We start from the raw sequence: 25,129 nt of genomic DNA on the forward strand, positions 1-25,129 counted from the left end.
GCAGGTCAGGCCAAGACAATCGAGAGAGGATACATCATGCTGATCTCCCAGATCCTCGACGACGCCGAAACCATCCGCGTCGTCGCCCGTACCGGCGGCAAGACCCGGGTCATCAACGGCGCCCGCAGCGTCTATTCGCTGGCGATGGAGGCCGCCCGCACGGGCGTCGGCCTCATCGCGCTGATCGAACGCAAAGGGTATGGCGAAACGGTCGATCTCGACGCCGCCTACAAGAAGGGACGGCTCTTGTCGCCGATCAACCATCCCGACCCGGCGCATCTGCACCTGACCGGAACCGGGCTGACGCATCTCGGCTCGGCCGCGACCCGCGATTCCATGCACAAGAAGCTTAGTGCCGACGGCGAGGAACAGCTGACCGACTCCATGAAGATGTTCCGCATGGGGCTGGAGGGCGGCAAGCCGGCGAAAGGCCAGACCGGCGTGCAGCCGGAATGGTTCTACAAGGGTAACGGCACGATGGCGGTGGCGCCGGGCGCGGCACTGCTGTCACCCGCCTTCGCCAAGGATGCCGGCGAGGAGCCGGAAGTGGCCGGCATCTACGTCATCGGCGATGACGGCGCGCCATTCCGTATCGGCTTCACGCTGTCGAACGAGTTTTCCGATCACGTCACCGAGCGGGTGAACTATCTGTTCCTCGCCCATTCCAAGCTGCGCAATGCCTCGTTCGGCCCGGAGATCCTCATCGGCGACCTGCCTGCCGATATCAGGGGTTCCTCGCGCATTTATCGCAATGGCGCGGTATTGTGGGAAAAGCCGTTCCTGTCAGGCGAGGCGAACATGTCGCACACCATCGCCAATCTCGAACACCATCACTTCAAATACTCGGCCTTCCGCCAACCTGGCGACGTACATGTGCACATGTTTGGCACGGCGACGCTGTCCTTCGCCGACGGCATCAAGACCGAGGCCGGCGACGTCTTCGAGATCGAAGCCAGGGATTTCGGGCTGCCGCTGCGCAATCCGCTTGAAATCGAGCAGCCCGTGAAGGTGGTAGTGAAGGCGCTTTGAAGCGCTAAACGGCCAATGCGGCCTCTTCAACCGACAAGTTCAGGATCGGCGCGCGGCGCGAAAATGCTTGGACAGTTTCAGGCCCTGCGCCTGGTAATTGGAGCCGAGATCGGTGCCGTAGAGGGCCTGAGGCCGCTTCAGCATATGCTCGTAGACCAGCCGGCCGACGATCTGGCCGTGGTCGAGGATAAACGGCACTTCGTGGCTGCGCACTTCCAGCACCGCCCGGCTGCCGGTGCCGCCGGCGGCGGAATGACCGAAGCCCGGATCGAAGAAGCCGGCATAGTGGACGCGGAATTCGCCGACCAGCGGATCGAACGGCGTCATCTCGGCGGCATAGAGCGGCGGCACATGCACCGCCTCCTGGCTGACGAGGATGTAGAACTCGTCGGGATCGAGCACCAGTTCGCCGGCGCCGCTCTTGTGGATCGGCTCCCAGAAATCGACGACGTCCTGCGCGGCGCGCTTGTCGACATCGACAAGACCAGTGTGATGCTTGCCGCGATAGCCGACCAGACCGTCCTTGTCGCCGTTGAGGTCGATCGACAGCGCGATGCCGCCGCCGGAAATATTTGGCGGCTCCGTGGCGACCAGCATCTCGGCGCGGTGCAATTGAAGCAACTCGGCTTCCGACAGCAGCGCGTTACCGGTGCGAAAGCGGATCTGCGAAAGACGTGAACCGGTGCGCACGACGATCGGAAAAGTGCGCGGGCTGACTTCGAGATAGAGCGGGCCATTGTAGCCGGCGGCGATCTTGTCGAACTCGTGGCCACGATCGGTCATCACCCGCGTGAAGATGTCGAGCCGCCCGGTCGAGCTCTTGGGATTGGCCGAGGCCGAAATCTCCGCCGGAAGCGCCAGGCTTTCGAGCAGCGGCAAAATGTAGACGCAACCAGTTTCCAGCACGGCGCCTTCAACAAGGCTGATCTCGTGCAGCTTCAGCCGGTCGAGCTTTTCCGAGACCTTGTGATTGGGACCCGGCAGGAAGGAGGCTCGCACTCGCCAGGCCTTGTCGCCGAGCCTGAGATCAAGACTGGCCGGCTGGATCTGGTCGGCGTCAAGCGCGCGCGACGACTTCAGCGCGCCGGACTGGAACAGCGCCGAAATGTCCTGATCGGGAAGAATGCCTGTCTGCCGCAAGGCTATGCTCCTTAGCCGGGCGCTTCTCTTGTCGCAGGTTCTTACCGCAAAACCGTGGAACACTTTTGCGGAACCTGCTTGGTACAAACCTCTTAATGAAGCCGGCAATTGACGCAAGCGTGGCGCGGGTCTAAAGGGTCGTTATCCCGTGGTGATTTGGCCGGTCGGCTTGCAGCCACGTTAAACAAGTCGCTAAAGGACCGTCGGGCCGCAAGGCCGTATGGACCGGTTGCGACTTTCGCGGCCGGTTTTTTTGTGTCTGGAACAAAAGCAATGAGCACCAAGAAGCGCAACTGGAAGCCTCAGACCGCACTCGTGCACAGCGGAACCCTGCGTTCCGGCTTCGGCGAGACATCCGAGGCGATCTACCTGACCCAAGGCTATGTCTACGAAACGGCGCAGGCCGCCGAAGCCCGTTTCAAGGGCGAGGAACCGGGCTTCATCTATTCGCGCTACGCCAATCCCACCGTCGACATGTTCGAAAAGCGCATGTGCGCGCTGGAAGGTGCCGAGGATGCGCGCGCCACGGCGTCGGGCATGGCAGCTGTGACGGCTGCGCTTCTGTGCAGCGTCAAGGCCGGCGATCACATCGTGGCGGCGCGCGCGCTGTTCGGCTCCTGCCGCTGGGTCGTCGAGACGCTGGCGCCGAGATACGGCATCGAGGCGACGCTGGTCGACGGCACGGATATCGCCAACTGGGAAAAGGCGGTCAGGCCCAACACCAAACTGTTCTTCCTGGAAAGCCCTACCAACCCGACGCTGGAGGTGGTCGACATCGCCGCTGTCGCCTCGCTGGCGAATTCGATCGGCGCGCGGCTGGTGGTCGACAATGTCTTCGCCACGCCGCTGCAGCAGAAGCCGCTGCAACTCGGTGCGCATATCGTCGTCTATTCGGCGACCAAGCACATTGACGGCCAGGGGCGCTGCCTCGGCGGTGTCATCCTGTCGGACAAGAAGTGGATCGACGAGAACCTGCACGACTACTTCCGCCACACCGGCCCCAGCCTGTCGCCCTTCAACGCCTGGACGCTGCTGAAAGGTCTGGAGACACTGCCGCTGCGCGTGCGCCAGCAGACGGAAAGCGCCGGCAAGATCGCCGATTTCCTGGCCGAGCAGCCGCAGATCGCCCGCGTCATCTATCCCGGCCGCGCCGACCATCCGCAGGCTGATATCGTCAAGAAGCAGATGTCGGGCGGCTCGACGCTGATCTGCCTTGACGTCAAGGGCGGCAAGCAGGCGGCCTTCGCCTTGCAGAACGCTCTCGATATCGTGCTGATCTCCAACAATCTCGGCGACGCCAAGAGCCTGATCACCCACCCTGCAACGACGACGCACAAGAACCTGACCGACGAGGCGCGCGCCGAGCTCGGTATCGGGCCGGGAACGCTCCGGCTGTCGGTTGGCCTCGAGGATACGGACGATCTGCTCGAGGATATCGCGCAAGCGCTGAAATCGGCGAAATAGGCAGGTGGCGGGCAGCCTGCCCGCATCCTTTCACGCGCCCGACGGTGTCTCTTCCAACTCCGCCGCCTTGGTGCGGATGGTCATGGCATTGCCGCGCCAGTCGACAGCGCCGCCGAGCCAGCCCCGCACCCACATTGCCGGCAGGATACAATCCCGCGCCATCATGGCGGGGACCATGCGCCAGGACAGGTACCAGCCCTTGGCAAAGGCCAAGGCGCATTCCGGAAGGTACGCAGCCGCCAGCACGGCGATGGCGGTCAGCGGCAGGCTGAAACCGGCGGCGGCGGCGGCAACCAGTGCAAGCGCCAGCGGTATCGCCACGCCGGTCAGGATTTCGGGGGTGAAGAACAGCGGGAAGGTCACGCGGCGCAGCCGTGCCCAGCGGGCCTGGCGCGACCAGATCTCACTGAGCGAGCGCCGGCCAAGCGGCTGCTCGAAGGGCGCCGCGACCAGATTGACGCACAGTCCGAGTCCGTTCACCAGCTTGGTCGCGGCGGCGTCCTCGGCGATCTCGGCCGCAAGCGCCCGGATGCCACCATCGGCGTCGAGCATGGGCTTGTTCCACAGCATGCTCTTGCCCTGGGCGAAGCCGAGGCCAAGCGCCTCGCCGGCATACTGCCAGCGCGCCTGCAGCGTGTTGAGGAAGGCGCATTCGACCTCGGCCCAAAATCCGTCCGGCCGCGAGCCTATCGGCGTCGAGCAGACAAGGCCGGTGCCCGGCCGCCATGCCGACATCATGTGCTGGATGTAATCCTCGGGCATAAGGACATTGGAATCGGCGAGGATGACCCAGTCATGGCGTGCCGCTTCCCAGCCCTTGACGCAATTGTTGAGCTTGGGATTGCCGCTGATGCGATCGTCGCCCAAAAGCAGCCTGGCAGGCACCGCCGGAAAGCGGGCGATGGCATTCTTGATCAGCCCGACCACCGGATCCTCGGCATGGGCGACGCAGAAGACAAGTTCATAGCGCGGCCAGTCAAGCGAGAAGGCGCGCTCCAACGTCTCCTCGGTGAAAGGCTCGACGCCACGCGCCGGCACCACGATCGAGACCGCCGGCGCAATGCCGGTGGGCGGTGCGATAATGCTCCGCCGCTTCAGCTGGAGCGAGGCGAGCAGAATGCTCGCGAGATTTGAAAGGATAAGAGCGGCGGAAAGTGGGGCGGCGATGAGCGTCAGTTCCATCGAGATCTGGTCACTCCAGAAAAACCGGCCACGTGACGGCCGTTTCCAACAGTTCGACAGAGCGATGAGTCGCCCGGCACAATCCAGCGCACACCATCATTGTCATGTGTCACTTAAATGACATTGTTTGTCGGCACCTGCCCTTCAAGGCTGGCAAGAATCGGATGCGCGCCATTGACCAGGCTAGGCGAGAACCCGAAAGTTCCCAGATTGTTTTTGGAGTAGCTCATGTACAGCGCCGTGACGCGCAACATCGAAGTGCAGGTCAGACCGTTCTATATGGAGGATCGCTCGGAGCCTTCCGAGAACCGTTACGTCTGGGGCTATCAGATTACGATCGACAACCAGTCGGAAGAGTTCGTGCAGCTGATGTCACGCTACTGGCGCATCACCGACGGCACTGGCCGGGTCGAGGAGGTCAGCGGCGCCGGCGTGGTCGGCGACCAGCCTGAACTAAACCCCGGCGACAGCTATCAATATACATCCGGCTGCCCGCTCTCAACGCCACCCGGCATCATGGTCGGTCACTACACCATGCGCAACAAACAAGGTGAGACGTTCGACATCGCCATCCCCGCCTTCTCACTCGACCTGCCGGGCACGCGGCGGACCGTGAATTAGGACAGTCGGGCGATTGGCGAAATCTTCCGCGACGGCGTCTTTCTCCCCGTCACTATACGGGGAGAAATGCCCGGCAGGGCAATGAGGGGCGGCGGCAGACTGGTGAGATTGTCTTTCATTACAGCGGATGCGCGCGGTCATTCGCCAAGTTCGCGCTGCACCTCATCCGCCCTTCGGGCGTTCATCGTTCGAAAAGCCAAGCAATTGGCTTTTCGTTCGCTGCGCGGACCACTCCTCACCTCCCCGTGAAACGGGGAGAATGAAGCTCCGTCACTGGGCCGCTGCAAACTCCGCCGGGTCGAAGTCGTACTGCTTCGAGCAGAATTCGCAGGCGACATGGATGCCGCCATCCTCGGTGCTGTCCTTGATCTCCTGCGCCGAGAAACCCTCGAGGATGCCGCGGATCCTGTCCCTGGAGCATGAGCACTGGTCGTCGACCGGGACACCGCCGAAGACGCGGACGCCATGCTCGTGGAACAGCCGATAAAGCAACCGCTCGGCCCCGATGGTCGGGTCGATCAGCTCGGTCGGCTCGATCGTGCCAAGCAGCGCCAGCAGTTCCTGCCAGGAGTTATCGACGGGATCGTGCCCTTCATCGCGCGGATCGCCGTCACCGCCCGGCAGGTCCGGCACGCGCATGCGCTCGGGCGACTGCGGCAGGAACTGCGCCAGGATACCGCCGGCGCGCCATTGCTCGCGCGCGCCGCCGACGCCGGGCGTCAACAGCTTGGCCACCGAGAGCCGCAGATCGGTCGGGATCTGCTCCGACTGGCGGAAATAGGTGCGTGCCGCGTCTTCCAGCGTTTCGCCATCGAGCTGGACGATGCCCTGATATCGCTGCGTATGAGCGCCCTGGTCGATGGTCAGCGCCAACACGCCACTGCCGAGCAGCGTCTGCTGGGACGTCTCGCCGGCGGCAACCAGAGCCTCAAGCCGATCGGCGTCGAAGCGCGCATAGGCCCGCAACGCCGACGGCGTGGAAAAATCCGCCACCAGCATGTCGACCGGCCCATCCGTGCGGGTCTGCAGGATGAACTTGCCCTCGAATTTGAGCGAGGTGCCGAGCAGCACGGTCAGCACACAAGCTTCCGCCAGCAGGCGGGCGACCGGCTCGGGATAATCGTGGCGCGTGAGAATGGCGTCGAGCATCGGGCCGAGTTGGACAGTGCGTCCGCGCACGTCGAGCGGGCCGACCTCGAACGGCACGACATGGTCGTCGCCGGCGTAGCCGAATTCACCAAGCTTGGGTTGATGTTCAGACAATTGATGGGTTTCCAACATGACAATGCTCCGGGGCGCGGCCATGCCGCCCTCTCGGGAGCATGCGTCGAAACGCGCTGTTTTTGCGTGATGCGCCGCAGATAGGCATCACACCTCCGGAGATCAAGCGCCCAGGCACCAGGCAAGCACGGCCTTCTGGGCGTGGAGCCGGTTCTCAGCCTCGTCGAACACCACCGAATGCGGGCCGTCGATGACTTCGTCGGTCACCTCCTCGCCGCGATGCGCCGGCAGGCAGTGCATGAACAGCGCATCCGGCTTGGCATGGGCCATCAGCTTCGCATTGACCTGATAGGGCGAGAACACGTTGTGGCCGCGGGCGCGATGCTCCTGGCCCATCGACACCCAGCAGTCGGTGACGATGCAGTCGGCCTGGTCGACGGCTTCCTCGGGCGAACGGGTGAAATGCAGCTTGCCGCCATTCGCCTTCGACCAGTCGATATGCTTCTGCGCCGGCTCGCTGCCTTCCGGAACGGCGACATTGAGGTTGAAGCGGAACCGTGCCGAAGCTTCCAGCAGCGAATGCAGCACATTGTTGCCGTCGCCGGTCCAGGCAATGGTCTTGCCGGCGACAGGACCGCGATGCTCCTCGAAGGTCATAATATCGGCCATCAGCTGGCATGGATGCGTATCATCGGTCAGCCCGTTGATGACCGGGATGGTGGCGTTCTCGGTCAGCTCCATCAGACGCTCATGCGATGTGGTGCGGATCATGATGGCATCGACATAGCGCGACAGCACCTTGGCCGTGTCGGCGATGGTTTCGGAGCGGCCGAGCTGCATCTCGGTGCCGGTCAGCATGATGGTCTCGCCGCCAAGCTGGCGCATGCCGACGTCGAAGGAGACGCGCGTGCGCGTCGACGGCTTGTCGAAGATCATGGCCAGCACCTTGCCCTCGAGCGGCTTGGTCCGCTCGCCTGACTTGAGGCGTGCCTTTCGCACCACCGCGTCATCCAGCATAAAGCGCAGATCGCCTTCGGAAACGGCGGAAAGATCGGTGAAATGGCGAAGTGACATCAGGAATGGTTCCGGGATTACTTCGCGGCGGCCGCGGCGATGGTGTCAGACAGCCGCTTGGCGCCGGCGCGGATGCGGTCGAGCGCTTCGTGGATCTCGGCATCGGTGACGGTGAGCGGCGGCAACAGGCGAATAACGTTGTCGCCGGCAGGAACCGCCAGCAGGTGGTGATCGCGCAGCGCCATGTTCACCTTGGTGTTGGGCATCGCGCATTTGAGGCCAAGCATCAGCCCGGCGCCCCTGATGCCTTCAATCACCTCGGGAAACTCGTCGGCAACGGCCGCCAATCCCTGCTTCATCAGTAGCGCCTTGCGCTGGACATCCTCAAGGAAGCCATCTTCCAGCACCACGTCCAGCACGGCGTTGCCGACAGCCATGGCCAGCGGATTGCCGCCGAAAGTGGTGCCGTGCACGCCTGCGGTCATGCCGACGGCCGCTTCGTCGGTGGCAAGACAGGCGCCCATTGGGAATCCGCCGCCAATACCCTTGGCGATGGCCATGATGTCGGGCGTGACGCCTGACCATTCATGCGCGAACAGCTTTCCGGTGCGGCCAATGCCGCACTGGACCTCGTCGTAGATCAACAGCAGGCCGTGCTGGTCACAGAGCTGCCGCAGCCGCTTCAGCGATTGCGTCGGCACCGGGCGAATACCGCCCTCGCCTTGCACAGGCTCGATCAGGATCGCGGCGGTTTCGGGTGTGATCGCCTTTTCGGCGGCGTCGATGTCATCAAAGCCGACTTGGTCGAAACCTTCGACCTTTGGGCCGAAGCCTTCGAGATATTTGTACTGGCCGCCGGCCGCGATGGTCGCCAGTGTGCGGCCGTGGAAGGCGCCTTCGAAGGTGATGACGCGGAAGCGCTCGGGATGCCCCTTGACGAATTGATAGCGCCGCGCCGTCTTGATGGCGCATTCCAGCGCCTCGGCGCCGGAATTGGTGAAGAACACCTTGTCGGCGAAGGTGGCCTCGGCCAGCCGCTCGCCCAGCCTGCTCTGTCCGGGGATCTCATAGAGATTGGAGACGTGCCAGAGCTTGGCGGCCTGCTCGGTGAGGGCCGCGACCAGATGCGGATGGCCGTGGCCCAGCGAATTCACGGCGATGCCGCCAGCGAAATCGAGATATCGCTCACCCGTGTCGGTGATCAGCCAAGTGCCCTCCCCTCGGTCAAAAGCCAGGGGAGCGCGAGCAAAGGTCTCGAAAAGCGCCGAACCGCTCATTATATGCGTCTCCGGAACCGGAAAATCAAAAAAGCCGCCAAAGCGGCGGCCTTTGCGGCTTATGGTGTTTTTCGGTCATGAAGTCAACGAAAACGTCGCGTATGGCGCGCGACAAGCCCTCCAGCAGGACGCCGGCTCATAAGCGGCCGGGCAAGTTGGGGAAAACCGAAAAAACCGATTCGTGTTGCACTTGGGACTCTTGTCACCGAGTCAGCGCATAAGGTAGTTGTAGACGAGAAATAACTAGATTTCGTGCGGCGGACCTAATCACTAGATATATGTGGTGTCTGCCCCAGCAGTGGTGCTGGGTCGGGAAGGGATTCCGATTGCCGCACGCTTAGCAGGAGCGCGGTCTCATGAACTGGACTGACGAGCGGGTAGAACTTCTTAGAAAACTCTGGTCGGAGGGTCTGAGCGCCAGCCAGATCGCCGCCCAGCTCGGTGGCGTCAGCCGCAATGCGGTCATCGGCAAGGTGCATCGCTTGAAGCTGTCGGGCCGGGGCCGCGCGACCGCCACCCCGGCGCGGCAGAAGAAGGCCGTGCAGGGATCGACGGTGCAGAAATCGGTGGCACGCCCGGCAAGTGCCGTGCGCCATGTCACCACGTCGATCGGCGCAACCGCGCTGCAGACGCAGTTCGACGCCGAACCTGTGGCACGCCACTACATCCGGCCAGTCGCGGAGAACGTCGTGGTGCCGATCTCCCGGCATCTGCAGCTCGTCGAACTGACGGAACGTACCTGCAAATGGCCGAACGGCGATCCGCTATCGGAAGATTTTCACTTCTGCGGCAACGACGCGGCCGAAACCGGCCCCTATTGCAAATATCATGCGCGCCTTGCATTCCAGCCCGCCTCGGAGCGCCGGCGCAGCCGCTGAGCGAATAACGAATAACGAATAACGAATAACGAATAACGAATAACGAATAGAAGCGGCCTGGCTCCTTGCGAAAGAGCCAGGCCGCTTTTGATTTGACCGCAGCCCGCCATCCGGCCTGTTTGTTGACGCCGACAGTCCGTGGCCGTTCAATTCACCGGCAATGTTCCAGAAACGCTGATCTTGTCGGTCTTGTCGCCTTTCGGGCGGTCGGCCGGCATCTGTTCGCCGGTGACGATGTAATAGATCGTCTCGGCAATGTTGGTGGCGTGATCACCGATCCGCTCGATGTTCTTGGCGCAGAACAGGAGATGCGTGCAGGGCGTGATGTTGCGCGGGTCTTCCATCATATAGGTCAGCAACTCGCGAAACAGCGATGTGTACATCGCATCGATCTGATCGTCGCGATCACGCACGAAACTGATCTTCTCGATGGAGCGTGAGGCGTAGACGTCGAGCACTTCCTTCAGCTGTGTCAGCGCCAGGTTGGCCAAGGCCTCGAGACCACGAAACAGGCTGGTCGGCTGACGTCCGTCCGTGACCGCGCCCACACGTTTGGCAACGTTCTTGCCCAGGTCACCGACGCGTTCGAGGTCGGCCGAGATACGAATGGCGCCGACGATCTCTCGCAGGTCCGTCGCCATGGGCTGCCGCTTGGCGATGATGATGATCGCCTTGTCGTCGATCTCGCGCTGCCCCTCGTCGAGAACGACATCATCGCGAATGACTTTCTGGGCGAGCCCCGGATCGGCGTTGACAAGCGCCGTGATCGCCTGTTCGACCATGCGTTCGGCATGGCCGCCCATCGCGGCGATGCGCTTTGAAAGATATTTCAGCTCCTCGTCATAGGCGCTCATGATGTGTACGGATTGCATGGGCCAATGCCTTCCCGGATTTTTATGGTTGAGTCGTTCCCTTGAATCCCTGCTGATACGCTAGCGCGATGACAGAAAAAAGAAACGACCTGTTGGGAAGATAGTGCGGCGTCAGCGAGCCGGCAAATGAACCAAGAAGGCCGCGCCCTTGCCGACCTCGGACTTTATCGAAAGCCTGGCGTTGTGGCGCGTCAGTATGTGCTTGACGATGGACAGACCGAGACCTGTGCCTTTCTGGGTGCGGCTCGTCTCGACATCGACGCGGTAGAAGCGCTCGGTGATACGCGGGATGTGCTCCTCGGGAATGCCGGGCCCGAAATCCCTGATGGTCACATCGATGCCGGGTTCCGACTTGTCGCCGTCGCGCGCCATCGACACCACGACGCGTCCCCCTGACTGTCCGTACTTGCAGGCATTCTCCAGCAGGTTTTCGAAAACCTGGAACAGCTCGTCGCGATCCCCCGGGACATTGATCGGCCCTTCGGCGAAGTCGCGCTCGATGGCGACACCATTGTCCCTGGCCATCGGCCCAAGGGAATCGATGACGCTTTCGATCGTCTGGCGAAGATCGACTTCCGTTCCCGGCTTCAGGTAGGGCTTCATCTCCAGCCGCGACAGCGACAGCAGGTCGTCGATCAGGCGTGCCATGCGGCCGGTCTGGTTCTGCATGATCTGCAGGAACTGCTCGCGGGCCGCCGGATCGTTACGGGCCGGGCCGCGCAGCGTTTCGATGAAGCCGGCAATCGAGGCGAGCGGGGTGCGCAACTCATGGCTGGCGTTGGCGATGAAATCGGCGCGCATCCGGTCGATCCGCCGTGCCTCGCTCTGGTCCTTGAACACCAGCACATAAAGATCGGTGCCATGGCCAACCGAGGAAGCGCTGACCCTGTAGGCGCGCTCGACCGGCAGCTTTTCAGTGTAGTCGACCGCATCGGAGGCAACCGTGCCCGACAGGATGCTGTCCAGCAAAGCCTGCATTTCCGGCGCCCGGAATTTCAATGACAACGACAGGCCTGGCGCTATGCCACCGAAGGCCGCGAAAGCCGCCGCGTTAGCATGGACGATCGTCGCGGTTCGATCAAAGATGATCAGCGGGTCGGCAACGGCCGCCGCAAGATACTCGCCTGACAGCCGTTGCAATCCGCTTGCCTCGATCGCCGCCGCGCGTTCCGCCGACTGCCGCCCGATACCAGTCGGAAGCATCACTGCTCCAAACAGCATGGCGAGCGCCAGAAGCAGCACATAGGCGGACATGCCGGCGAAGACGTAAACGATTACAATGGCCACGACGCCAGCCGCAAGCAGCCAGCGGCTGTTCCAGAGCCGGTCAGCGATGGCGCGCGCCGTGCTTCGCTCCTCTTCCATGTCAGCCATTCGCGCGCCCCATGCCTCGCACCCTGTCGGCCGATCGGTTGGAAACTTCCCGCTGGACCGATATGGAGGCTCCCAATAGCATGAGTCCGGAAGCTGGAAAGGTTCGTCTCGATGAAAAAAGCCACGGAAACTCCCCCAGCGCCCGCATCGGGTCCGCTCAAGATCCGGATCGATGGCAAGGAACGGGAGTTCGACATCGAAAACCCCACGCTTCCGGACTGGGTCGAAGACAACAAGCTGACGGCCGGTGGCTTTCCCTACGACAAGAAAATGAAGAGCGACGAGTATGACCAGACGCTCGAGCAGTTGCAGATCGAACTGGTGAAGGCGCAGGCCTGGCTGCAAAAGACCGGCAAGCGGGTCATGACGCTGTTCGAGGGGCGCGACGCCGCCGGCAAGGGCGGCACGATCTTCGTGCTGCACGAATACATGAATCCTCGCACCGGGCGCAATGTGGCGCTGACCAAGCCGACCGAGACGGAACGCGGGCAATGGTATTTCCAGCGCTATGTCGAACATTTCCCGACGGCCGGCGAGTTCGTCACCTTCGACCGCTCCTGGTACAACCGCGCCGGCGTCGAGCCGGTCATGGGTTTCTGCACGCCCGAGCAGCACGAGCAGTTTCTGGAAGAGACGCCGCATTTCGAACGGATGGTCTGCAACGAGGGTATCCATTTCTTCAAGTTCTGGCTGAACATCGGCCAGGAAACGCAGCTCGAACGGTTTCACGACCGCCGCTGGAGCCCGTTGAAGAGCTGGAAGTTCTCGCCGATCGACATTGCCGGCATCACGAAATGGGATGACTACACCAAGGCGCGCGATCTCATGATCGAGCGCACGCACAAGGAATTCGCGCCCTGGATCATCGTGCGCGCCAACGACAAGCGTCGCGCCCGGCTGGCCGCCATCCGGCACGTGCTTCTGGCACTTCCTTATGAAGGCCGTGATCTCGAAGTCATCGGCAAGGAAGACAAGAAGATCATCGGCGAAGGGCCGTCGTTCCTGTCAAAACAAGGTTGAAACCGTGCGCCGCGCATCCGGAAGGACGCGCGGCGCAATTTCTTTTGTTTGAGCATGATCTCTGGACAAACGGGGACCGTTTGTCCGAGAAAACCGGTTCCACTTTTGGAGATCATGCTCTGACCTCATGCCGCCAGCCGGGCTATCCGCTGCAACCGCCGCAACGTCGTGTCGTCCTGCAGCGCCTGCTGGAACAGCGAAATCTCGCGATCGATGCGATCGCAGAGCACGCCCGTATCTCCCTTGAGCAAACCGCGCGTCTGCAGCAGCGCGGCGACCGGCTTCTTGGCAAGCTGGCGCGCCCTGGCAAGGGCCGCCTCCTCGACACTTCCCTCCGCCACGATCTCCGCGACAAGTCCGAGCGCCCTTGCATCTTCCGCACCGAGCGTATCGCCCAGGCAGAAGAAGCGGAAAGCGCCGGCATAGCCGAGCTTCTGTGGCGCCAGGATGCTGGTCGCGGCGTCCGGCACCAGTCCGAAGTCGACGAATGGCACCCGGAACGTGCTTTTGCCCGACGCGATCACCATGTCGCAATGAAACAGGATGGTGCAGCCGACACCGACGGCGTCGCCATCGACACAGGCAAGGATCGGCTTGGGGAACGTCGCCAGCATGCGAAACAAGTCGGTGACGGCCGCGATCAGCCGTTGATGCTTGGTGGCGTCCAGGAATTCGGAGAAGTCGCCGCCAAGGCAGAAGCAGCCGGCCAGGCCGCGCAGCACCACGACGCGCACGTCATCGTCATCGGCGGCCTCGTGGAAGGTCCTTGCCAGGCTCTCGTAGGCCCGCCTGTCCAGCACTGGCCGACCGTCATCCGACGATACGGTGACGATCAGCGCATGGCCGCGCAATTCCGGTTGGGGATGGATGCCCATGGTTGTCTCCGTTCTCATGACGCCCGCCTTTGCCCGAGCATGTCGGGATATCCCCTGGCCAGCACGGGTGCGAAATGGTTGCGGCGGGAGCGCACGACATCAAGCGTATGTTCCGTGAAGGTCAGCAGGGTAGCGACGACCTGCTGGTTGCCATAGGTGCGCTGGTAGCCAAGCGGCGTCGCCAGGAAATGCAGTTGCAGCGCGCGCAAGACCCACATCGGCTCGAACTCGATGATCACCTGATTGACGTTCCGCTTCAGCCCCCACTCGACGAAGCCGGCGATAAGCTCGGTGCCTACCGTGGACACACCTCGTCGGCCGTCGCGGAAACCGGGAGCGACCGCATAGCGGGTCAACTCGTAGATGTTCGGCCCGGAAGGTGGCGTTCCTTCATAGAGATCCATCAGCACATCGGTCAGAAGATGCGGTCGCGTCGTTGGCAACATCCGTTGATAGCCAGCGACTTCGTCGCCTCTTATGACGATCTGATGGACTGCCTCATCATGATCGAACTGGTCGATTTCGAGCCCGTCTGGGCGCCTCAGATCATCCCACCCCATCTCCTCGACGAAGACCTGGTGGCGTAAGCGATGAACGGCCTCCCAAAGATCGGGACGTTCCATCAATTCCTGGGTTGTAAGGGCAAAAAGCATCTGCCGTCTCCTGTGTTCAGAGGAAGATACGGCCGGGCTTTCCCGAGAAAATTACGTGATCACGTAGGCAAGAATTTCTAGGCCGGCACGGCCGACCTAACTAATGTAGCCGCGCCTTATCGCTTCCGCGACTGCCTGCACCCGGTTGACGGCACCGAGTTTGCCTTTGGCGTTAAGAAGGTGTTTCTCGGACGTGTGTTCCGAGATGCCGAGGATTTGCGAAATCTCCCATTCGGACTTGCCGACGGCAGCCCATTGCAGGCATTCGCGCTCGCGCGGTGTCAATTCGATGTGGTCGATGGTCTTGTTCGCCATCGTGTGAAGCTGCATGGCGCGGCCGACCGCGTAGGTCGAGACCAGCGACACCAGACCGAACTCATCGGCCGACAGTTCCACGGCTTCGCCGCCAAGCGACACCATGACAATCTGGCCATCGAGTGTGATCAGCGGGAAGGCCAGCCCGTCACGCAGCTTGAATTCGCCGGCGTCGCCCATCACTTCGCCGCTGCCTTTGTCGACGCGAACGCCCCGCGCGGCCTCCCGCCACTGGAACGGCGCCTGCAACTGCTTCATGTGGCTGACGACGGGGTCATGATCGACATAGTTGCGCGACACGTAGCGCTCAAGCCATTCTCCAGGCCAATCGCAAAGCAGCACATGCTGCTTTTGCTGGCCGGTCGGTGTGCCTGGCTGGGGAACGGTTCCAGCCATCAGCGCGGTCAAGCCGAAATCCGACGTTATGCCAAGCAGCTTTTCGCAAACCGCCGCCGCGGTGCTCGCGTGCTGCAGCTGGTCGATAAATTCCAGCGTCCGATCGAACTGACCCATCGCAACATCAACCCCATGTTGCCTTCCGCATTGAGGTCAATGGCCCATGCATAGCTGGATTCGCCACCAACCCCGGATTGCAAAATGCTTTACCATTTTGTTGTCGCTGATGACCCTGATCCCCCATCAAGGCAACCGCAGCTATTTGCAAACCTGCTAAATCATATCCCTAAATCGGCGCGTTGAAATCAAAAACCGTTGTGCCTGCGGCATTTTCGTACGAAAAGCCGGTACAGGCAGGGGTGGTCGGAGCTTGGTCGTGGCGTTTCGGTGGATGGTACCGATACTCATCGGGATGCAGTTGCTCGCGGGCGGTGCGCGGGCCGCGGACCCGCAGGTGCCGGTGCTGTGGGATGCCAAGGAACGGCTGCCGAAGCCGGATCTTTCCGCGCTGCCGCGGCTGAGATTCCTCACGACCACCGATTTTCCGCCGTTCAATTTCCTCGACAATGCTGGCCGGCTGTCCGGCTTCCATGTCGATCTGGCCCGGGCCATCTGCGCCGAACTCGGCGTCGCCGACAAATGCCAGATCCAGGCCTTGCCGTGGGCCGAGCTCGACGGAGCACTGCAGAGAGGCGAAGGCGAAGCGATCATCGCCGGCATTGCCCCGACGCAGGAGTCGCGGCAGAAATATGCCTTCTCACGCTCCTACCTACAGTTTCCGGCACGCTTCATCATGCCGAAAGGCAAGGCGCTGACCGAGCCTATCTTCGACAAGCTGCGCGGCAAGCGCGTCGGCGTGATCGCGGGTTCCGCGCATGAGCGAATGCTGCGCGATTATTTCGGCACCGTTCAGATCGTTCCCTTCGACAAGCCGGACGACGTCTACGGCGAGCTCAAGGCCGGCAAGATCGACGCCGCCTTTGGCGATGGCATGCGCTTCGCCTTCTGGCTGGGCGGCACGGACGCGGCCGGCTGCTGCCGCTTTGCCGGCGGCGCCTATCTGGCGCCTGAATATCTGGGGGCCGGCATGGCCATTGCCACCAGGGCCGACGACCGCGCACTGGCCGCCGCATTCGATTACGCGCTGCAGGAGATTTCGGTGAAAGGCACTTTTGCCGAATTCTACCTGCGCTATTTCCCTGTCAGCTTTTTCTGACTTCGTTCGATCCACGCTTACGTGAGTGTCCGCAGCCGGGCCTTGGCCGCGCGGCCGATGGCGGCGACGGTCAGCGTGTCGATATCAAGCTGGCGGCGGATGAGCTGGAGCACCCGCACCTCTTCCATCCGCATTTCGAGATCGACGGCCGCAACCTCGAAGGCCGCGGCATAGGCGGTGTCGCGCAAGCGTTCGGGCAATATGTCGGCGACAAGGGCCAGGACGCCTTCAAGTCCGTCCTTTTCGTGCAGCGCCTTCTGGCAGGCCTGGGCGACGCCGATCAACCGATCATGGTTGAAGTCCTCGAACACCGGCCAGGAGCGGACGACGTCGCCAATCCGAGACAGTTCAACATCGGTCATGTCGCGATCGGACGCCGAGGTGATGACCATCAGGTAGATCAGGGCTTCGTGCGGCGTCAGCGTTGGCATTCTCAACTCCTCGATACGGGGCTTCGTAGTTAGGAACAGCATCCGCGCGCCGCAAGGAAAAAGCGACGCGCTCGTTGACGCCCATGGAGTGCGCGCATAGAGCGACGTGCGTCCCTTGGACGCTTCGCAACAGCTTTCCGAAAATCGATTTCGATTCTCGGGCCGATGCGATAGAGACCGATTGAAAACCCACTCTTGCGGCAATGCCGGCGAACGATTTGGAAGACAGTGAACATGGCGGGATCAAACATCATCGATCTCAACCCCGAGGTGCTTGCGGCAGCCGCTGAAAGCAAAGCCTGGCCGTTCGAGGAAGCCAAGAAGATCATCGAACGCTACAAAGGCACCGACTTCCCCGAGACCGTCCTGTTCGAGACCGGTTACGGTCCGTCGGGCCTGCCGCATATCGGCACATTCGGCGAGGTGGCACGCACCTCGATGGTACGACATGCCTTCCGCGTCCTCACGGGTGACAAGGTTGCGACCAAGCTCTTGTGCTTCTCCGACGACATGGACGGAATGCGCAAGATTCCGGAGAACGTACCGGATCGCGCCGCGCTCGAACCCCACCTGCACAAGCCGCTCTCGTCGGTCCCCAACCCTTTCGGTGGCGACTATGCGAGCTTTGCCGATCACAACAACGCGATGCTTTGCCGCTTCCTGGACACGTTCGGCTTCGACTACGAATTCGCCAGCGCCACGGAATATTACAAGGCCGGCCGTTTCGACGCCATGCTGCTGCGCGCCGCAGAACGTTTCGACCAGATCATGGCGGTGATGCTGCCGACACTCGGCCCCGAGCGCCAGGCGACCTACAGCCCGTTCCTGCCGATCTCGCCGAAGAGCGGCCGCGTGCTTTACGTTCCCATGAAGCATGTCGACGCCAAGGCCGGCACCATCACCTTCGACGATGACGGCACCGAAACCACGCTTTCCATCACCGGCGGCAAGGTGAAGCTGCAGTGGAAGCCGGATTTCGGCATGCGCTGGGCAGCGCTCGGCGTCGATTTCGAAATGTTCGGCAAGGACCACCAGACGAATGCGGTGATCTACGACCGCATCTGCAACCTTCTGGGCGGGCGCGCGCCGGAGCATTTCGTCTACGAGCTGTTCCTGGACGAGAACGGCCAGAAGATTTCCAAGTCGAAGGGCAACGGACTGACCATCGACCAGTGGCTGACCTATGCACCGACCGAGAGCCTTGGGCTCTACATGTACCAGCGACCCCGGCAGGCCAAGAAGCTCTATTTCGACGTCATCCCGAGGGCCGTGGACGAGTATTATACCTTCCTCGCCGCCTATCCCCGGCAGGACTGGAAGGAGCGACTGGGCAACCCGGTCTGGCATATGCATGACGGCAACCCACCTGTTGTCGACATGCCGGTGCCGTTCTCGCTGCTGCTCAATCTCGTCAGCGCCTCGAACGCGCAGAACAAGGACGTGCTTTGGGGTTTCATCTCGCGCCATGCGGCCGGCTTGACGCCACAGACGCATCCCGATCTGGACAGGCTCACAGGCTATGCGATCCGTTATTTCGACGACTTCGTGAAGCCAACGAAAACGTTCCGCCCGGCCGACGATGTCGAGCGCGAAGCGCTGGAGGCGCTGGAGAAAGCGCTTGGCAACCTGCCGGCGGGCGCCAGTGGCGAAGCGATCCAGAACGCTTCGCTCAACGTCGCGCGCAAGATCGAGCGCTACCAGGATCATTCCAAGCAGAGCCCCGAAGGTGGCCCGGGCGTTTCGGGCGCCTTCTTCCAGATGATCTATCAGGTGCTGATCGGCCAGGAACGTGGCCCGCGCTTCGGCTCGTTCGCAGCACTCTACGGCATCGCCGAGACGCGGGCGCTCATTCAGCAGGCGCTGGCGGGTCAGCTGGCTTGAGCACGCCGTCGACCTCTTCCAGGATCGAACTCGACGCCTGAGGCGCCGGGTTCGGTGCCGCCGGAACCGGCGGCAGGCCGGAAAGGTCGGGCGCCGGCCCAAAAATACCTTTCTTAGCGGTACGTGCCTTCTCGCCGGCGTCCGCGTAAGGGCCACCCTTGGCCGCGCGCGACCAGCCGTTTTCGACCAGCCATTGACCGACATCCTGCTTGCCGATCCGGCATTCGGCGGCGATCAGGTCGCGTCCGCCATCGGGAGGCACTTTGCAGATAACCGCGCGACCGCGCAGGAAAGCACGGAACGCCGTTCGCGCCCGCACGCCGCACGCCCACGACTTGTCGCTGTCGGAGCAAGTCTCATCCTGCCTGACGATGTCGACGCCCGAGATCGCAACCGAATAGCCCTTGGCCTCGATCAGGCCGGCCGCGGACGCCACCGGGTTGAACAGCTTTGTCCCATCCCAGTCGTCGGGCATTTTTGGCTTCGGCGGCATGGCCAGCGCCAGCTTGCTCAGCGGCGGGCGCGGATCGATCCGCTCGAGCTCTTCGGACTGAAGCGGCGGCGGCGCGACTGCCTCGGGGTCGATGGCCCTCGAGTGCGGCTCGGGCTTCGTCGCCTTATCCGACGGGGGAATGGCTGAGGTGACCGGGGCGTCGATCTGCTGTTCGGCAATGGCCTGAAGCTGATCATCGCCGCCGGCATCGCCGCCACGCTGGACGGCACGGCCGCCAGCGACGACCAGGACTCCCATCATCACGATCGCCAGAACCGCGACGGCGGCATGAAGCGGACGCATCATCCGCGCCTCCTACTGGCTTGCCCAGACAATCCGCGCCACCCATTCGACATCACTCGTCGGAATATCGCGGTCCGGATGATCGGGATTGAGTGAGACCAGCACGATCGACGTCGTCGTCTGGCGTTCCAGCACCTTTGCCATCACCTCACCGCCATTGGTCTTGACCACGACCCGGTCGCCCTTGCGCGTGCTCGCGCCAGGTTCAACGATCAGCACGTCACCATTGCGATAGAGCGGCAGCATGGAATCGCCCTGCACCTTCAAGGCATAGGAGCTTTCGGTCGATTGTGCCGGAAGCTCGATCAGATCCCAGCCCTGGCCCGCTGGAAAGCCGGCATCGTCGAAGAAACCGCCAGCGCCGGCCTGCGCGAAGCCGAGCAGCGGGACCGAGGATCGGCGAGGGGGAGATACTGCGTGTCCAAGCCCGCCCCTGCCCTCGACCAGCCCGGTAAATTCGTCGAGCGAAGCGCCCGTCGCCTCGATGATCTTGGCCAGCGATTCGGTGGAGGGCCAGCGCGGCCTGCCATCGGAGGACAGTCGTTTGGACTTGTTGAAAGCAGTCGAATCAAGGCCCGCGCGCCTGGCCAGGCCGGACGCCGAGAGCGAATAGCGCTCGGCGAGAGCATCGATGGCGGCCCATACGCGGTCGTGTGAGAGCAAGTCCGCTCTCCTTCGAAACAGGAAAAAATGCCTCTAAGCTGTCTAGCGCGCGACCCGCAGATTGTCTACCGCCGACCGCCGTGCCGGACAGAAAGTGATCCAAGCGTGCAACGGCGAGCGCGCCGATGGCTTTATCTCCGGATTGACCTTGGCCTGCGAGCGACATTATGGTTCCACATGCGGTGCAGGCCGCATCCGGGTCCGCGGGAAGGGTTGAACCCACTTGCATCGATGAGCTGACAACCAAACCTTTGTGCAGCCGGATTTGCGGACCTTCGGCGAAGAACGCACGGAGGTTTTCATGAAGCAACTCCCCCACCGTCCCGATCTCGACCAGTCGAAGAAGCTGGCCAAGGAATTGCTCGCGGCTTACAGACGCGGCGAGCCGGACGCGCTTGCGCGTTTTCGTGAGGCTTTGCCGTCGGCAGCGGGCAAAGATGATCGCTCGGTTCGCGCGCCCGACCTGCGCCTGCACGACGCCCAGTCCTGCCTGGCGCGTGAATATGGCTTTCCGTCGTGGCGTGACCTGAGCAGCTTCGTCGGCGCCCAGCGCGCCTACGGCGCCGACCGCCTGCGCTCGATCCGCAACTGGGCAAGCCTCGCCTATGCCGGCGACATCAGCGGCAGCAGCAATCGGGCGAGCCCCGCTGCCGCAGCCCGCATGATCGAAGACTACCCGGAACTGATCCGCGGCGATGCCTATCTCGCCTGCGCCATTGGCGATGAGGCTTTGCTGCGCGAGGTCACCACGCGCGATGCCGGCTGGATCAACCGCCCGGGCGGCCCGCTCATCCTGCCGCCGCTGGTCGCCGTTACCCATTCGAGCCTTGTGTGGCTGCCGCGCTTTCGCGATGCCCTCCACGCCGCAGCCAAATTGCTGCTGGAGGCCGGCGCCGATCCCAACCAGGCGGTCGGCAGCCGCTGGCCGCCGGCCTCGCTGGAAAAGCCTTCGGACGAATATCCGCTCTCGGCGCTTTATGGCGCGGCCGGCCAGAACCATGATCCGGTGATGATGAAGCTGCTGCTCGACGCCGGCGCCAATCCAAATGACGGCGAGTCGCTCTACCACTCGCTCGAGAACCCGGTCTGCACCCGGCTTCTGCTCGATGCCGGAGCGCGCGTCACGGGTTCCAATGCGCTTTACCGGGTTCTCGATCTCGACAACCTGGAGGCGTTGAAGCTGCTGCTCGACGCGCCGGACGCCAACCCCAACGAAGCGGCTGGCAGCCAGCCGACCTCCGATTGGGGCAGGCCGCTGTTGTGGGCAATCCGGCGGAGGCGCTCGCCGACGCATATTGAAGCGCTGCTTGCGGCCGGCGCCGATGCGTCTATGCGAACGCCCGAAGGCTTGAGCGCCTATCGGGTCGCGCTACGCTTCGGCCTGCCGGACGTCGCCGCGCTGCTGCGGCAGCCGGGAGACGACGACCCGCTTCCCGATGAGGAGCGGTTCATCGCGGCCTGCACAGCCGGCGACGAGGCCACGGCCCGTGAGATCAATGCCAGCCGGCCTGATCTGCCTAGCTCGCTATCGGACCTGCAGTTGCGGCTGCTGCCCGAGCTTGCCGCACAGGGTTGTGGCGACGCTGTGAAGACAATGGTCCGGATGGGCTGGCCGATCGCCACGCGCGGCGGCGACTGGGATGCCTCGGCGTTGAATCACGCCGTCCTCCGTGGCGATGGCGATCTCACGCGCTTCCTGCTCGACCACGGCGCCGACTGGCGCGAGCCGCACGGTTTCGGCGGCAATGTGCTTGGAACGCTCGGATGGGGGTCGGTCAACGAGCCTGAGCCCGACGGCGACTGGCTGGGTTGCGCCGAAGTGCTGGTCGCGCACGGGATGCCGACCGGGCGCCGGGATCCCGAAGGCACGCGCTATGTCGTTTTCGACGGCCGCAAGATGAGTTTCTCGGACGAGGTGGCCGACTTCCTGATTGCGGTTCCAACCTGACAGGCCAACGCGAAATTGATTTGCGCGATCAGGCTCGCTTGGCCTGCTGGCGCAGGTTCCCGTGCGAGGACATGAACATTCGCTGGGCTTCGGTCGGCGGGCGTGGTTGTGCAGAACGGCCGAGCGCGGCGACGACCTCGTCAATGCCGAGAAAGCGGCGTGCCCCGCGGTCGTACACGCCGGCCGTCGTCAGGATCAGGGCTGCCGTTTCGCCGTTGTCGAGGACGAAGCGATGCTTTCCGATAACCTGCGTGCCTTCCCAGGTCTCGATCGAGGACACCACTTCGAAGCGAAGCGGCGCCACAGCCTGATCTCGCGCGCGTAGACCGACTGCAGCCCGCCCATCATCGGTGCCCAGCCGTTCTTCCGCGCCAACGTGATGAGGCCGGCGCGCAGGAAGATGTCGATGCGTCCGAGATCGGCCAGCATCATGTAACGCGCATTGTTGAGATGGATGTTGAAATCGACGTCGGTGGGCAGGCAGCGAAAGGCCAGCCGACTCTCGCCGCCCATCACGTAGGGGCCACGGCAGCGTGCCGTGGCCATCATGCGCGCCATGCGCGCCCAGACATACACTACAGCGCCGCGCGTCCTCTCGGACGCGCAAAGGACGCTGTAGGACTCTTGGTTTTGCCCACGGGTCAGGCCGCTTGCTTGACGTCGCTCTTCGCGTAGGGATCGAAGCGCTGGTAGAATGTTTCGCCCTTCTCGGCCATGTCGAGCAGAAGCTTGGGCGCCTTGAATTCAGCGCCGTACTTTTTCTGCAGACGCTTGGCGATCTTCACGAACTCCTTCGCGCCGATGCCATCGATGTAGGACAGCGCGCCGCCGGTAAAGGGTGCGAAACCGAAGGCCAGGATCGAGCCGACATCGGCCTCGCGCGGATCGGTGACGATGCCCTCTTCCATCACCCGTGCTGCTTCGAGCGCGATGGTGACCAGAAGCCGTTGCTGCAACTCCTCATAGTCGACCTTCTCGGGCGCCAGCTGCGGGTAGAGATCCCTGAGGCCCGGCCACAGCTTTTTCTTGGCGGGCTTCGCCGGATAGTCGTAAAAACCCTTGGCGTTCTTGCGGCCGAAGCGGCCGTGCTCGTCGACCAAGGTGTTGATCAGCGTCATCTGCTTCGGGTCGACCGCACTGTCGCCGAGATCCTTGATGGTCTGCTTCATGATCTTCTGGGCGAGGTCGATGGCTGTCTCATCGGTCAGCGCCAGAGGGCCAACCGGCATGCCGGCGGCCTTCGCCGCATTCTCGATCATCGGTGCCGGCACACCCTCGATCAGCATCTTGTAGGCTTCCGACATGTAGCGCAGCACGCAGCGGTTCACGTAGAAGCCGCGCGTGTCGTTGACGACGATCGGCGTCTTCTTGATGGCACGGACGAAGTCGATTGCCGTGGCCAGCGCCTTGTCGCCGGTTTTCTTGCCGAGGATGATCTCGACCAGCATCATCTTGTCGACTGGCGAGAAGAAGTGGATGCCGATGAAATTCTTCGGCCGGGTGGAATTCTTCGCCAGACCGGTGATCGGGATGGTCGAGGTGTTCGACGCGAATATCGCCGACGGCTTCAGCACGGCTTCCGCCTGTTCGGTGGCGTTCTTCTTGACGGCGGAATCCTCGAACACCGCTTCGACCACGAGGTCGCAGCCGGCAAGATCGGCATAATCGGCCGTCGGCGTGATCAGCGACAGCAGTTTGTCCTTCTCGTCCGGCTTGGCGCGGCCCTTCTTCACCTGATCCGAGATTAGGCTGTCGGAATGCGCCTTGCCCTTGGCGGACTCGATGTCACGATCGAGCAGCACCACCGGGATGCCCGCCTTGGCCGTCACATAGGCAATGCCGGCGCCCATGAAGCCGGCGCCGAGGATGCCGATCTTCTTGAATTTGGTTTCCGGTACGCCGGCCGGGCGGCGGGCGCCCTTGTTCAGTTCTTGCAGCGATACGAACAGCGAGCGGATCATCACCGCCGCTTCCCTGGTCTGCATGATCTCGGTGAAATAGCGCTGCTCGATCCGCAAGGCGGTGTCGAACGGCACCAGCAGGCCTTCATAGACGCACTTCAGGATCGCGGCGGCGGCCGGGTAATTGCCATAGGTTTCGCGACGCAGGATGGCGATGGCCGGCGGCCACAGATTGAAACCAGCGGGCGAATAGATCTGGCCACCGGGCAGCTTGAAACCCTTCTCGTCCCACGGCGCTACCGGCTTAAGACCATTCCTGATCATCGCCTTGGCGGTTTCGACGAGCTTGGCCGGCTCGGCGATCTCATGGATCAGGCCCATGGATTTGGCCTTCTGCGGCGACAGCGTCTGGCCGGAAGTCAGCATCTGCAGCGCCTGCTGCTGATCGGTAAGGCGCGGCACGCGCTGCGTTCCGCCGGCGCCGGGGAAGATGCCGATCTTCACTTCGGGAAGCGCCATCCTGACCTTGTCGCTGTCGGCGGCGACACGGCCGTGGCAGGCCAGCGACATCTCGAAAGCGCCACCCATGCAGGTGCCGTTGATCGCCGACACCCACGGCTTGCCCGACGTCTCAAGCTTGCGGAACAGGCCGGTCATGGTGCCGGCGTTGTCGAACAGCCCCTTGGTGGCCTTTTCGATATCCTTGCCCTTGTCAGCGGCGAAGGTCGTCAGCATCTTCTGCAGCAGGGTGATATCGGCGCCGCCGGAGAACGTATCCTTGCCGGAGGTGATCACCGCGCCCTTGATGGCGGCATCGCCAGCTACCTTGTCGACGATGGCGTTCAACTCCCGCATCACCTCCTCGGTGAAGACGTTCATTGAGCGGTCCGGGCTGTTCCAGGTGACCAGCGCGATGCCGTCGGCATCAATGTCGAGGGTGAAATTGGTGTAGCTCATCTTCT

Annotated in this window: 22 protein-coding genes, 1 pseudogene and 1 riboswitch; of the genes and pseudogenes, 8 read left to right on the forward strand and 15 right to left on the reverse strand. The window is 62.8% G+C overall.

The features are described 5' to 3' along the window. Window positions 1-36 precede the first annotated feature (36 nt). On the forward strand, window positions 37-1,029 hold the full coding sequence (gene araD1 / locus LGH82_RS14075) for an AraD1 family protein (protein ID WP_227349032.1): 993 nt from the start codon (window positions 37-39) through the stop codon (window positions 1,027-1,029). Window positions 1,030-1,068: 39 nt separating this feature from the next. Here araD1 and LGH82_RS14080 read toward each other — a convergent pair whose 3' ends face one another. Further along, complete coding sequence (locus tag LGH82_RS14080) at window positions 1,069-2,169, reverse strand: 2'-deoxycytidine 5'-triphosphate deaminase (protein WP_227349033.1); 1,101 nt, start codon at window positions 2,167-2,169, stop codon at window positions 1,069-1,071. A gap of 138 nt (window positions 2,170-2,307) precedes the next feature. Then, window positions 2,308-2,385: riboswitch (SAM riboswitch) on the forward strand. A 57-nt stretch (window positions 2,386-2,442) separates the two neighbouring features. On the opposite strand from LGH82_RS14080, the gene LGH82_RS14085 reads away from it, so the two are divergent. Continuing rightward, the gene (locus LGH82_RS14085) at window positions 2,443-3,633 is read left to right on the forward strand and encodes an O-succinylhomoserine sulfhydrylase (RefSeq protein WP_227349034.1); all 1,191 of its coding nucleotides are present in this window, start codon (window positions 2,443-2,445) and stop codon (window positions 3,631-3,633) included. Between the two features lie 30 nt (window positions 3,634-3,663). Here the strand turns inward: LGH82_RS14085 and LGH82_RS14090 are convergent, their stop codons facing one another. Next, the gene (locus LGH82_RS14090) at window positions 3,664-4,815 is read right to left on the reverse strand and encodes a ceramide glucosyltransferase (RefSeq protein WP_227349035.1); all 1,152 of its coding nucleotides are present in this window, start codon (window positions 4,813-4,815) and stop codon (window positions 3,664-3,666) included. A gap of 228 nt (window positions 4,816-5,043) precedes the next feature. Here LGH82_RS14090 and apaG point away from each other — a divergent pair, with 228 nt between their 5' ends. Next, a complete protein-coding gene (apaG, locus tag LGH82_RS14095) occupies window positions 5,044-5,436 on the forward strand; it encodes a Co2+/Mg2+ efflux protein ApaG (RefSeq protein ID WP_227349037.1) in 393 nt (130 codons plus the stop codon). A gap of 270 nt (window positions 5,437-5,706) precedes the next feature. Here apaG and LGH82_RS14100 read toward each other — a convergent pair whose 3' ends face one another. The 3 genes from LGH82_RS14100 to LGH82_RS14110 all read right to left on the reverse strand — a co-directional run bounded on the left by LGH82_RS14100 (window position 5,707) and on the right by LGH82_RS14110 (window position 8,948). Then, the gene (locus LGH82_RS14100) at window positions 5,707-6,741 is read right to left on the reverse strand and encodes an Hsp33 family molecular chaperone (protein ID WP_227349039.1); all 1,035 of its coding nucleotides are present in this window, start codon (window positions 6,739-6,741) and stop codon (window positions 5,707-5,709) included. A gap of 78 nt (window positions 6,742-6,819) precedes the next feature. Next, entirely contained in the window at window positions 6,820-7,731 is a 912-nt protein-coding gene (gene argF, locus LGH82_RS14105; protein WP_227349040.1) for an ornithine carbamoyltransferase, read from the reverse strand. Between the two features lie 17 nt (window positions 7,732-7,748). Further along, complete coding sequence (locus LGH82_RS14110; protein WP_227349041.1) at window positions 7,749-8,948, reverse strand: aspartate aminotransferase family protein; 1,200 nt, start codon at window positions 8,946-8,948, stop codon at window positions 7,749-7,751. Between the two features lie 356 nt (window positions 8,949-9,304). Between LGH82_RS14110 and LGH82_RS14115 the strand changes: the two genes are divergently transcribed. Then, entirely contained in the window at window positions 9,305-9,826 is a 522-nt protein-coding gene (locus tag LGH82_RS14115; protein ID WP_227349042.1) for a GcrA family cell cycle regulator, read from the forward strand. Window positions 9,827-9,972: 146 nt separating this feature from the next. Here the strand turns inward: LGH82_RS14115 and phoU are convergent, their stop codons facing one another. Both phoU and LGH82_RS14125 read right to left on the reverse strand, forming a co-directional pair. Beyond that, window positions 9,973-10,698, reverse strand: coding sequence for a phosphate signaling complex protein PhoU (phoU, locus tag LGH82_RS14120; protein ID WP_227349043.1), 726 nt, complete (start codon window positions 10,696-10,698; stop codon window positions 9,973-9,975). Window positions 10,699-10,809: 111 nt separating this feature from the next. After that, window positions 10,810-12,072, reverse strand: a complete 1,263-nt coding sequence (locus LGH82_RS14125) for a sensor histidine kinase (RefSeq protein WP_227349044.1) — start codon at window positions 12,070-12,072, stop codon at window positions 10,810-10,812. Window positions 12,073-12,183: 111 nt separating this feature from the next. On the opposite strand from LGH82_RS14125, the gene ppk2 reads away from it, so the two are divergent. Further along, a complete protein-coding gene (gene ppk2 / locus LGH82_RS14130) occupies window positions 12,184-13,092 on the forward strand; it encodes a polyphosphate kinase 2 (protein ID WP_227349045.1) in 909 nt (302 codons plus the stop codon). A 125-nt stretch (window positions 13,093-13,217) separates the two neighbouring features. Here the strand turns inward: ppk2 and LGH82_RS14135 are convergent, their stop codons facing one another. From LGH82_RS14135 to LGH82_RS14145, 3 genes are all read right to left on the reverse strand, one after another. Beyond that, entirely contained in the window at window positions 13,218-13,985 is a 768-nt protein-coding gene (locus LGH82_RS14135; protein WP_227349047.1) for an enoyl-CoA hydratase-related protein, read from the reverse strand. After that, on the reverse strand, window positions 13,982-14,620 hold the full coding sequence (locus LGH82_RS14140; protein WP_227349048.1) for an acyl-homoserine-lactone synthase: 639 nt from the start codon (window positions 14,618-14,620) through the stop codon (window positions 13,982-13,984). Before LGH82_RS14140 ends, LGH82_RS14135 begins: the two co-directional genes overlap by 4 nt. Before the next feature lie 96 nt (window positions 14,621-14,716). Further along, the gene (locus LGH82_RS14145; RefSeq protein ID WP_227349049.1) at window positions 14,717-15,448 is read right to left on the reverse strand and encodes a helix-turn-helix transcriptional regulator; all 732 of its coding nucleotides are present in this window, start codon (window positions 15,446-15,448) and stop codon (window positions 14,717-14,719) included. A 295-nt stretch (window positions 15,449-15,743) separates the two neighbouring features. Between LGH82_RS14145 and LGH82_RS14150 the strand changes: the two genes are divergently transcribed. Then, the gene (locus LGH82_RS14150) at window positions 15,744-16,547 is read left to right on the forward strand and encodes a transporter substrate-binding domain-containing protein (protein ID WP_227349050.1); all 804 of its coding nucleotides are present in this window, start codon (window positions 15,744-15,746) and stop codon (window positions 16,545-16,547) included. A 17-nt stretch (window positions 16,548-16,564) separates the two neighbouring features. On the opposite strand, the gene LGH82_RS14155 is transcribed toward LGH82_RS14150, so the two are convergent. Continuing rightward, on the reverse strand, window positions 16,565-16,978 hold the full coding sequence (locus tag LGH82_RS14155) for a tellurite resistance TerB family protein (protein WP_227349051.1): 414 nt from the start codon (window positions 16,976-16,978) through the stop codon (window positions 16,565-16,567). A 234-nt stretch (window positions 16,979-17,212) separates the two neighbouring features. Between LGH82_RS14155 and LGH82_RS14160 the strand changes: the two genes are divergently transcribed. Then, window positions 17,213-18,859, forward strand: a complete 1,647-nt coding sequence (locus LGH82_RS14160; protein ID WP_227349052.1) for a lysine--tRNA ligase — start codon at window positions 17,213-17,215, stop codon at window positions 18,857-18,859. Here the strand turns inward: LGH82_RS14160 and LGH82_RS14165 are convergent. Next, window positions 18,825-19,655, reverse strand: a complete 831-nt coding sequence (locus tag LGH82_RS14165; RefSeq protein WP_227349582.1) for a thermonuclease family protein — start codon at window positions 19,653-19,655, stop codon at window positions 18,825-18,827. The two genes, LGH82_RS14160 and LGH82_RS14165, sit on opposite strands and share 35 nt — an antisense overlap. A gap of 12 nt (window positions 19,656-19,667) precedes the next feature. Continuing rightward, window positions 19,668-20,318: a helix-turn-helix transcriptional regulator gene (locus LGH82_RS14170; protein WP_227349053.1), complete on the reverse strand. Its 651-nt coding sequence runs from the start codon at window positions 20,316-20,318 to the stop codon at window positions 19,668-19,670. Between the two features lie 301 nt (window positions 20,319-20,619). Here LGH82_RS14170 and LGH82_RS14175 point away from each other — a divergent pair, with 301 nt between their 5' ends. Next, a complete protein-coding gene (locus LGH82_RS14175; RefSeq protein ID WP_227349054.1) occupies window positions 20,620-22,266 on the forward strand; it encodes an ankyrin repeat domain-containing protein in 1,647 nt (548 codons plus the stop codon). Between the two features lie 28 nt (window positions 22,267-22,294). Here LGH82_RS14175 and LGH82_RS14180 read toward each other — a convergent pair. Then, window positions 22,295-22,842 (reverse strand): annotated as a pseudogene (locus tag LGH82_RS14180) (thioesterase family protein). 65 nt (window positions 22,843-22,907) lie between these two features. Next, entirely contained in the window at window positions 22,908-25,124 is a 2,217-nt protein-coding gene (locus tag LGH82_RS14185) for a 3-hydroxyacyl-CoA dehydrogenase NAD-binding domain-containing protein (protein WP_227349055.1), read from the reverse strand. Window positions 25,125-25,129: the final 5 nt, after the last annotated feature.

The sequence above is a fragment of the Mesorhizobium sp. PAMC28654 genome, from assembly GCF_020616515.1.
Classification (GTDB): Bacteria; Pseudomonadota; Alphaproteobacteria; order Rhizobiales; family Rhizobiaceae; genus Mesorhizobium.

Coding starts and splice junctions, on each gene's coding strand:
- LGH82_RS14100 (WP_227349039.1), bottom strand. CDS start 6,741: ATGGCCGCGCCCCGGAGCATTGTCATGTTGGAAACCCATCAATTGTCT.
- LGH82_RS14145 (WP_227349049.1), bottom strand. CDS start 15,448: ATGGGTCAGTTCGATCGGACGCTGGAATTTATCGACCAGCTGCAGCAC.
- LGH82_RS14165 (WP_227349582.1), bottom strand. CDS start 19,655: ATGCGTCCGCTTCATGCCGCCGTCGCGGTTCTGGCGATCGTGATGATG.
- LGH82_RS14155 (WP_227349051.1), bottom strand. CDS start 16,978: ATGCCAACGCTGACGCCGCACGAAGCCCTGATCTACCTGATGGTCATC.
- LGH82_RS14185 (WP_227349055.1), bottom strand. CDS start 25,124: ATGAGCTACACCAATTTCACCCTCGACATTGATGCCGACGGCATCGCG.
- LGH82_RS14160 (WP_227349052.1), top strand. CDS start 17,213: ATGGCGGGATCAAACATCATCGATCTCAACCCCGAGGTGCTTGCGGCA.
- LGH82_RS14110 (WP_227349041.1), bottom strand. CDS start 8,948: ATGAGCGGTTCGGCGCTTTTCGAGACCTTTGCTCGCGCTCCCCTGGCT.
- LGH82_RS14175 (WP_227349054.1), top strand. CDS start 20,620: ATGAAGCAACTCCCCCACCGTCCCGATCTCGACCAGTCGAAGAAGCTG.
- ppk2 (WP_227349045.1), top strand. CDS start 12,184: ATGAAAAAAGCCACGGAAACTCCCCCAGCGCCCGCATCGGGTCCGCTC.
- argF (WP_227349040.1), bottom strand. CDS start 7,731: ATGTCACTTCGCCATTTCACCGATCTTTCCGCCGTTTCCGAAGGCGAT.
- LGH82_RS14090 (WP_227349035.1), bottom strand. CDS start 4,815: ATGGAACTGACGCTCATCGCCGCCCCACTTTCCGCCGCTCTTATCCTT.
- phoU (WP_227349043.1), bottom strand. CDS start 10,698: ATGCAATCCGTACACATCATGAGCGCCTATGACGAGGAGCTGAAATAT.
- apaG (WP_227349037.1), top strand. CDS start 5,044: ATGTACAGCGCCGTGACGCGCAACATCGAAGTGCAGGTCAGACCGTTC.
- LGH82_RS14140 (WP_227349048.1), bottom strand. CDS start 14,620: ATGCTTTTTGCCCTTACAACCCAGGAATTGATGGAACGTCCCGATCTT.
- LGH82_RS14125 (WP_227349044.1), bottom strand. CDS start 12,072: ATGGCTGACATGGAAGAGGAGCGAAGCACGGCGCGCGCCATCGCTGAC.
- LGH82_RS14085 (WP_227349034.1), top strand. CDS start 2,443: ATGAGCACCAAGAAGCGCAACTGGAAGCCTCAGACCGCACTCGTGCAC.
- LGH82_RS14135 (WP_227349047.1), bottom strand. CDS start 13,985: ATGAGAACGGAGACAACCATGGGCATCCATCCCCAACCGGAATTGCGC.
- LGH82_RS14150 (WP_227349050.1), top strand. CDS start 15,744: ATGCAGTTGCTCGCGGGCGGTGCGCGGGCCGCGGACCCGCAGGTGCCG.
- araD1 (WP_227349032.1), top strand. CDS start 37: ATGCTGATCTCCCAGATCCTCGACGACGCCGAAACCATCCGCGTCGTC.
- LGH82_RS14115 (WP_227349042.1), top strand. CDS start 9,305: ATGAACTGGACTGACGAGCGGGTAGAACTTCTTAGAAAACTCTGGTCG.